The 504-nt window shown below is 48.2% G+C and carries 1 protein-coding gene; it reads left to right on the top strand.

From position 1 onward, the window contains the following. Positions 1–504, top strand: a 504-nt coding sequence (locus R7040_RS30360) for a glutamate synthase central domain-containing protein (protein ID WP_318098177.1), incomplete at both ends; no start/stop codon positions are given.

Below are 504 nucleotides of genomic sequence, written 5' to 3' on the forward strand. Positions count from 1 at the left end.
GCCGTGCAAACTCGCTTAGTTACAGCCAACCTTCGTTGTGATGCCAACATCGTCGCGGAAACCGCAACCGCACGTGACCCTCATCAATTTGCCGTATTGCTAGGCTTTGGCGCTACGGCGGTTTATCCGTATCTAGCTTATGAAGCGCTAGGCAAGTTGATTGACGATGGTGCCCTAGATAAAGACTACCGCGATGTTATGCAGAACTATCAGTATGGCATCAACAAAGGCTTGTACAAAATCATGTCGAAGATGGGTATTTCGACCATCGCCTCTTACCGTTGCTCACAATTGTTCGAAGCTGTTGGGTTGAGCCGGGAAGTGGTCGACTTGTGCTTTAAAGGCGTAACCACTCGCATCGAAGGCGCAAACTTTGATGATTTCCAACAAGATTTAACCAACTTGTCCCGCAAGGCGTGGGCAAAACGTAAATCGATTGAACATGGTGGATTACTCAAATACGTACATGGCGGTGAGTACCATGCCTACAACCCTGATGTGGTT

This window comes from Vibrio sp. 1069 (assembly GCF_033340555.1).